The sequence below is a fragment of the Lyngbya confervoides BDU141951 genome, from assembly GCF_000817775.3.
GTDB classification, from domain to species: Bacteria; Cyanobacteriota; Cyanobacteriia; order Thermosynechococcales; family Thermosynechococcaceae; genus Lyngbya; species Lyngbya confervoides.
Genome location: NZ_JTHE03000023.1, coordinates 61,169 through 67,876, shown reverse-complemented (window position 1 = coordinate 67,876; position 6,708 = coordinate 61,169). Strand labels below are relative to the sequence as shown.

Genomic DNA, 6,708 nt, shown 5'->3' with positions numbered 1-6,708 from the left:
CAAGCCAGACGATACAAAAATTTTACACAGCCTCAAATGCCCACACTGCATTCTGTCCCGGATTAAATTGGTGGCCTTTTCGACACAAAACACCCACACATTACAGGCAAGGTTGGGGAAGATAGGTTTGATGCCCCCGCCCTGGTTGACAGGTCCATTGTTTCAGCACATTCACCACCGTCCAGCCTGAGGCCGCCCCCCTCTCCAAGGTCACCACAAACTGCTGACCGGCCACAGAGTCATCCAGCAGCCCCTCCTGGGTGATGGTCACGGTGGAGCGCAGGGGATTTTCAGGACTATCGTTTTGCCGCACAATCTGTTCGCTATAGCTGCTGATGGAATAGCCCTGGTTTTGAACCGCTGCAAGGGCGACCAAAACGGGAGCTTGGGAGGCTGTGATCTGCGAGGAGGAGCCCGACCCACGCGCCACAAACTGAGTTTGATTCAACAGATCCAGCAAATCTGAAAGTTCGGGGGCCTGCAGTTCAACCACATCTTGAATACCTGGGGGCTGGAACCAAGCATAGGCCACGGGCAGCCGGCTTTGATCTTCGCGCACGAATACGTCCATCCCGTTAACCCTGCGATGGGTCACCTTGGGAGCGGGAGCTGAGGCGCTGAGCGCCATCGCCAAGTCTTGAACCGACAATTGCTTGGGATTGGGGCGCAGGCGCAGAGTTCTGGCCGCGATCGCATCCGTGCCCTGGACAGGAATCCCCTTGGCCAGACACTGAATCAGGTTAAAATCCCCTGGGGCCAAAATTGCAACGCTGCCGTCGTTGCGCAGCATGGTGCGAAAATTAGAAGGAATCTTAACATCAATGCCAAACTGATCGAAACGAACCGTCCGAGTGGATTGAGCTGGAGACAAGTCCCCCGTATCCGCGCAGGTTTGGGGGCGATCAACGGGGGCGGATATGAGAATCTGGCCAAAACTAGCCTCCAGGACAAGGGCACTAGCCAGGCTGATCATTGCAGTTCTCAGATGCATCATCATCGCAGAAACTCCATGGGAAGCAGGGTTTCCCTATTCTAACGGGAATGATCTCCCTGCCCTGATATGGAACTCTCGCCTGAGATAGAACTCTCGCCTCAACGGTTGCCCGCTTGACCCGTTGCCTTGCTGATCAGTTGCCCGCTTGATCAGGAATGACATCCCAGCACACTGGAACTAGCTGCCCATTTCCGAGCAGTCCCAAACCCATCTTGTCTCCAGCCTGGATGGTGGTTCCCGTCAGGGCACAAACCTGTTCTTGCTGGGCGATCGCCGTCATGATTGCCCGGAACTGCGATCGCCTAAGGCCAGTGGACTGCTGCTGCACATAATCCCAGAGGATCTCTCGAATCAAGGCCTGATAGCTTTGCTGACCCGCCAGGGTTTTGAGCCTGTCGATTAGCGATCGCTCAAAGCGAATACTGGTAACCTGCATGTCGGAGGTTGAGGTGGATGGGGACACGGGTTTAAACTTTTTTTACCAAAGGGGTGGACATTTCCATACTACATCTGTAGTATGAGTTAGGCGAAAAAATACAGCGCCTTCAAAGGTAATGCTTTGGTAATTCTTTGAACAGACTTTCGTTAGCCCATTACCGTTAACGGATTCCCCCCTAACTCATTTCCGATGATTGGGTGACTCTCATGAACTGCTTTCCAATGCCATATCTAAGCTCAGCCATATCTGCAACAGTCATCTCCGCCATTGCGGAACAGACTGGCATGGTCAGAGTCAAGCGCAATCGCTGGAATAGTCTCCCAACTCTCTTCCATCAATCGGATCAACCTCGAAGCGGATGGCCCAGGATCTTTATATCCTCTGGCCTCTAGGTTCCAAACATTGAGTTTAACCCCCGCTTCCGGATCACCAGAAGCGGGGTTATTTTTTTCGTTGCCATAAACCCATGAACGTCTCCCGTCTACAGCCTTCGATCCGGGTCGCGAAACCCATTGTGCTGTTTTCTAAAAACTACCTGCCCATTACCCGTGTGAATTTAAAACGGGCAGCTTGCCTACTGATAACCGGACGCGCTGAACCGCTGAACTTTGAGGGGGATGAGTGGCAGTTGCGATCGCCCCGGTTCGTGCTGCGGGTGCCTGAGCATATCCGGCTCACCCTGGAGAGTGCAGAACGAACCTGGAAGGTTCCGCCAGTCAACCGCCGAGAAGTCCTGCGTCGGGACAAGAACACCTGTCAATATTGTGGAAGTCGAAAGGACCTGACCCTTGACCATGTGATTCCTCGATCAAGGGGAGGACAGCACACCTGGGATAACGTGGTTACCGCCTGCGCCTCCTGTAATGGGCGCAAGGGAAATCAAATCCTAGAGCACAGTCCCTTAATCCTCAGACAGCCCCCCCGCGCCCCCCGGCATCCGGTCATTGCCTTTGCTGAGCAATTTTGGAAAGAGACCCCGCCATGTTGAAACTAATCTACACGGAAACTGGAATGATTCTAGAACGGGTTGAGAACACCCTGGAATCCGTCATAGGTCAGCGTCTAAAGCTGGCCTTGAGCCTGGGTGAATCCTTCTACCTGGAACCGAGCTCGGCAACGATTCTCCTCACCCTGGAGGCCAAAGGTTATCAGGCTCTAGCGCGGGTTGTCCAGTCCGATCCGGCAATCACCACCTCAGTCCTTGATCCAGACTGTGTTGAAGTCACCTTAACAGGAAACTGGCTGGCTGCAACTGCAGAGACGGAATCAGGAATCTTTCTGGCTTCCCTGAGCCAGCAAACTGAACAGCTCTTACAAAGCTATTGGGAAGGTTCTGAACTGCAGGTGGCCTAGGATCATGACCAGGCACTCAGGATTTTGCCCCATCCATGACTCCAACGGCACCCTATCCTGACCGGACTGTTAAGATTCCTCAAAATTGGGGAACCCTAAAGCTGAATAATGCTGTAACCCCTAAAACAACCCTAAAACAAACCGATGCCAAGGCTCAATCCAACCTGGATCAAGGATGGCCCATCCCGGTGGCGATCCAAGCTCATAGGCCTCAGCGCAGAACGGAAAGCCTGCCTTTTGGTTCTGGGGATGGGGGTCATTGGCGCTGGTTTTGGGGCCATCAGTGCAAACTTTGAACTGAAACGTTGCCCAGCAATCTCCCCCTGTGCAATGCAGAGCGAGTTCCAAAAACGTCTCGATGACCTTCAGCTTGCAGCGTTTGCCGGAATGGGGTCAGGCTTGCTGGTCAGCGTCCCTCACCTGTGGCGCCACAGTCCACGTCAACGGTAAATCGCCAACGGCTGCACAATTCTGACAAGCCCCTGGGAAAGAATTGACCAGTATCCCAAGGCAGTCCATTGCACACCGCACTGAACCAAGGAGGACCGGATGTTGAACAAAACAACCGCCATAGGACTGGTGATTCTAACAGGGATCTTTATCGCGGTGGGCGATCGCCTGTTACCCGATCCCCTAGCAGACTACAGCCTGACGGCACGATCCACCTTACTCGACATGCTGCCCAAGCTACGCCGACAGAACTACAACCAGAAGACGGAAGAGGCCGTTGATCAACTCCACAACCCCTAGATCCAAGGCCTCTGTCGCAACAAGGGCCACAGGGCATACTCCACAGGGCATAACTCCAGAGGACATACTCCAGTTCAGCAGTCGCGAAGCAGGGTCTCTTGGAACAGAGTCTGCACCTGGTGCCAGGCATCATCGGCTGCCTCAGGATCATAACTGGGGCGCTGATCGCAGAAAAATCCGTGCCCCGCAGGATATTGAAAAATCTTAAAGTCCACGCCCTCAAGCCGGAGGGTCTGCTCAATTAAATCCACCTCGGATTGGGGAATACTCGGGTCCTGGGTGCCAAAGAACCCAAAAAGCCTGCCCTGAATTTCTGAGGTTTTGGTAACCGTGGGCGGACCCCCGCCGGGGATCATCGTGGCAATGCCAGCACCATAAAATGAAGCCGTGGCCTTAATCTCCGGCAGGGTCGCCACCAAATAGGCCACATGGCCTCCAAAGCAAAAACCCAGGGTGCCAATACAGCCGGATCGAACCTCAGGCAGACGATTAAGATAGGTAATGGTGGCCTGGGTATCGCTCAAGAGTTCCTCAGCCCGCGTATTCATCTTATATTGACGGCCTAGCTGCACCTCCGCCTCAGAATAGCCTAGCTCCAGATTTGCCACCTGACGCTGGTAGATGGCAGGAGCAATGGCTACGTAGCCAAGCTGGGCAATACGCTGTGTGACTGAGCGAATGTGGGCATTGACCCCAAAAATTTCCTGGAAAACAATAATCCCTGGCCAAGGACCAGACCCCACAGGCTTGACCTGGTAGGACTCGATGGCCAGTTCCTGATTTTGAATTGTGACAATTTCTGCAAGGGTTTTGAAATCAGTCATAGATATCCTCAGCAATCTTGCAAGGGCAAGGAGGGCAGTTCGCGGCACCTGGATCGAAGCAGGAGCGAAGGAATTGTTATAGTGATATCAGAAAACATGTCTTGAACTGGGACCTGCACTGAAATATTTCCATGGGTGAACCTTGGGTTAAGCCCTTTGGAGTACTGACTGTCGCTCCCGGTCTTTGTACAGTAGTTCTCACACATTTCCAAGTAGTTTTTGGAGGAAGTTCCTATCGTTAGACGAATTGTAAAACCGATGATGAAAAAGGCTGAGCCTGCTCATCCTATTAACCACAACATCCGGGCAGCTGACGTGTTGCTCATTGATCAAGACAATACCAATCAAGGCGTGATCCCCACCTCGGACGCCCTCAAGCAGGCCCAGGCTGTACAGCTAGATCTCGTGGTGGTCTCCCCAGAGGCCCAACCTCCCGTGGCCCGGATTATGGATTATGGGAAGCATCTCTATCAACAGAAGAAACGGCTGAACAGCGGTAAAAGTTCCAAGACCCGCCTAAAAGAGGTCAAGCTGCGTCCCAACGTTGACGATGCAGACTACAGTCGACGGGTGGATTTGGCCAAGAAGTGGCTCGGCGATGGCAATATGGTGAAATTTCAGGTCCGGTTGCGGGGTCGAGAGCATCAGCACCGCGATCGCGCTGTGGAGCTGCTGTCACGAATTCAAGACGATCTGGAAAACATCGGCAAGGTTCAATCCCTCGACCGCCGCGGATTGGTGCTCCAGATGGTTTCTGCCTAATCGATCTCCACCTTCACCGCTATCTCCAAAGGATGAACAAAAACCTGCTTTTCCCGAGAACAGCAGGTTTTTCATGGGGATCGCAGGCGCAGACTCAGCCTAAAGCTGGGGCGATCGCTGGTGCCAGTCTGTGGACTGTTCGTAGGCGTAGGCCACGTGCAGCACGTTGTCTTCGCGCAGGACATCGCCAATGAGTTGCAAACCAATGGGCAGCCCTTGCGGGTCAAACCCGCAGGGAAGACTTAAGCCAGGAAGTCCCGCCAGATTCACCGGTATGGTCATCAAATCCGAAAGATACATGCTCAAGGGATCAGCGGTTTTCTCCCCCGCCTTAAAGGCCGTGGTGGGACAGGTGGGACAGACCAGCACATCCACCGATTCAAAGGCCCGCTCAAAATCCTGCTTGATCAGAGTGCGCACCTTCTGCGCCTTCAGGTAGTAGGCATCGTAATATCCAGCGGAGAGGGCATAGGTGCCGATCATAATCCGCCGCTTCACCTCGGCTCCAAAGCCCTGGGATCGCGTTTCACAATACATTTGCAGCAGATCCTCCGGGTTCTTAGCGCGATATCCATACCTGACTCCGTCGTATCGAGCTAAATTCGCCGAGGCTTCCGAGGGGGCAATGATGTAATAGGTGGGCAGACCATAGCGGAAACGGGGGCAGGAAATCTCCTGGACCGCTGCGCCCAGATCCTGGAGTTGCGCAATGGCCGCCTGCACTGCCTGGGCCACCGATTCATCCAGGCCCTCCCCCAGGGTTTCCGTAATCACCCCCACGGTTTTCCCCTTGAGATCGGGCTTGAGAAACTGCCTGTAGTCTGGAATCTCGACCTTAAGACTGGTGGAATCGCGGGGATCATAGCCTGCAATCTCCCCCAGCAAAATGGCTGCATCTTCGACGGTGCGACCAAAGGGGCCAATCTGATCTAGGGAAGAGGCATAGGCCACCAGGCCATAGCGGGAGACAAGCCCGTAGGTGGGCTTCATTCCCACCACGCCACAAAAAGAGGCGGGCTGGCGAATGGATCCCCCAGTATCCGATCCCAGGGCCACCACGCATTCCTCTGCGGCCACGGCAGCAGCCGATCCCCCCGAGGACCCGCCCGGAACCCGCTCTAGGTCCCAGGGATTCGCCGTGAGCTGGTAGGCAGAATTTTCCGTGGAAGATCCCATGGCAAATTCATCAAGATTTGTTTTGCCCACCATGATTGCTCCAGCCGCCTGAAGCTTTTGGGTCACCGTAGATTCGTAGGGTGGAACAAAATTTTCTAAAATTTTTGACCCGCAGGTGGTCGGTATTCCCTTCGTAGATAAGTTATCCTTAATGCCAACGGGAATGCCGGCTAGCAGCCCAATCTCTTCTCCCGCTGCAATTTTTTGATCAATTTGTTTTGCCTGCGCCAACGCATGATCAGCTGTCACGCTCAGAAAACTCTTCAAATGAGGTTCCAATGTGTCAATGCGATCCAGGGCGGCTTGCGTCAATTCCGTGGCCGACTGGGCTTTCGTGATGAGTTGTTGGTGTAACTCCCGAATGGAAGCCATGCCGCTGATCCTTTTTTCCTAGATTTTTCAACCTTCAG

At 53.8% G+C, this 6,708-nt stretch carries 8 protein-coding genes; 4 read left to right on the top strand and 4 right to left on the bottom strand.

The window, feature by feature from the left end; genetic code table 11:
* Positions 1–100: 100 nt before the first annotated feature.
* On the bottom strand, positions 101–997 hold the full coding sequence (locus QQ91_RS03615; protein WP_166280124.1) for a hypothetical protein: 897 nt from the start codon (positions 995–997) through the stop codon (positions 101–103).
* Positions 998–1,127: 130 nt separating this feature from the next.
* Entirely contained in the window at positions 1,128–1,457 is a 330-nt protein-coding gene (locus QQ91_RS03610) for a hypothetical protein (RefSeq protein ID WP_250833245.1), read from the bottom strand.
* A 442-nt stretch (positions 1,458–1,899) separates the two neighbouring features.
* Between QQ91_RS03610 and QQ91_RS03605 the strand changes: the two genes are divergently transcribed.
* From QQ91_RS03605 to QQ91_RS03595, 3 genes are all read left to right on the top strand, one after another.
* Positions 1,900–2,421: an HNH endonuclease gene (locus QQ91_RS03605; protein WP_166280121.1), complete on the top strand. Its 522-nt coding sequence runs from the start codon at positions 1,900–1,902 to the stop codon at positions 2,419–2,421.
* Positions 2,415–2,786 (top strand): alr0857 family protein, encoded by a 372-nt coding sequence (locus QQ91_RS03600; RefSeq protein ID WP_166280118.1) that lies wholly within the window; start codon positions 2,415–2,417, stop codon positions 2,784–2,786. Before QQ91_RS03605 ends, QQ91_RS03600 begins: the two co-directional genes overlap by 7 nt.
* A 549-nt stretch (positions 2,787–3,335) precedes the next feature.
* Positions 3,336–3,536 (top strand): hypothetical protein, encoded by a 201-nt coding sequence (locus tag QQ91_RS03595; protein WP_166280112.1) that lies wholly within the window; start codon positions 3,336–3,338, stop codon positions 3,534–3,536.
* Positions 3,537–3,610: 74 nt separating this feature from the next.
* Here QQ91_RS03595 and QQ91_RS03590 read toward each other — a convergent pair whose 3' ends face one another.
* Positions 3,611–4,360 (bottom strand): dienelactone hydrolase family protein, encoded by a 750-nt coding sequence (locus tag QQ91_RS03590; protein ID WP_166280109.1) that lies wholly within the window; start codon positions 4,358–4,360, stop codon positions 3,611–3,613.
* Positions 4,361–4,618: 258 nt separating this feature from the next.
* On the opposite strand from QQ91_RS03590, the gene infC reads away from it, so the two are divergent.
* Positions 4,619–5,122 carry a translation initiation factor IF-3 gene (infC, locus tag QQ91_RS03585; protein ID WP_166280106.1) on the top strand — a complete coding sequence of 168 codons (504 nt, stop codon included), beginning with the start codon at positions 4,619–4,621 and terminating at the stop codon, positions 5,120–5,122.
* A gap of 99 nt (positions 5,123–5,221) precedes the next feature.
* Here infC and gatA read toward each other — a convergent pair whose 3' ends face one another.
* Positions 5,222–6,670, bottom strand: coding sequence for an Asp-tRNA(Asn)/Glu-tRNA(Gln) amidotransferase subunit GatA (gene gatA, locus QQ91_RS03580; RefSeq protein WP_166280103.1), 1,449 nt, complete (start codon positions 6,668–6,670; stop codon positions 5,222–5,224).
* Positions 6,671–6,708 lie beyond the last annotated feature (38 nt).

Bases quoted from the DNA above. Each gene is read 5' to 3' on its own strand.
- infC (WP_166280106.1), top strand. From the start codon at position 4,619: ATGATGAAAAAGGCTGAGCCTGCTCATCCTATTAACCACAACATCCGG.
- QQ91_RS03600 (WP_166280118.1), top strand. From the start codon at position 2,415: ATGTTGAAACTAATCTACACGGAAACTGGAATGATTCTAGAACGGGTT.
- QQ91_RS03595 (WP_166280112.1), top strand. From the start codon at position 3,336: ATGTTGAACAAAACAACCGCCATAGGACTGGTGATTCTAACAGGGATC.
- gatA (WP_166280103.1), bottom strand. From the start codon at position 6,670: ATGGCTTCCATTCGGGAGTTACACCAACAACTCATCACGAAAGCCCAG.
- QQ91_RS03590 (WP_166280109.1), bottom strand. From the start codon at position 4,360: ATGACTGATTTCAAAACCCTTGCAGAAATTGTCACAATTCAAAATCAG.
- QQ91_RS03605 (WP_166280121.1), top strand. From the start codon at position 1,900: ATGAACGTCTCCCGTCTACAGCCTTCGATCCGGGTCGCGAAACCCATT.
- QQ91_RS03615 (WP_166280124.1), bottom strand. From the start codon at position 997: ATGATGATGCATCTGAGAACTGCAATGATCAGCCTGGCTAGTGCCCTT.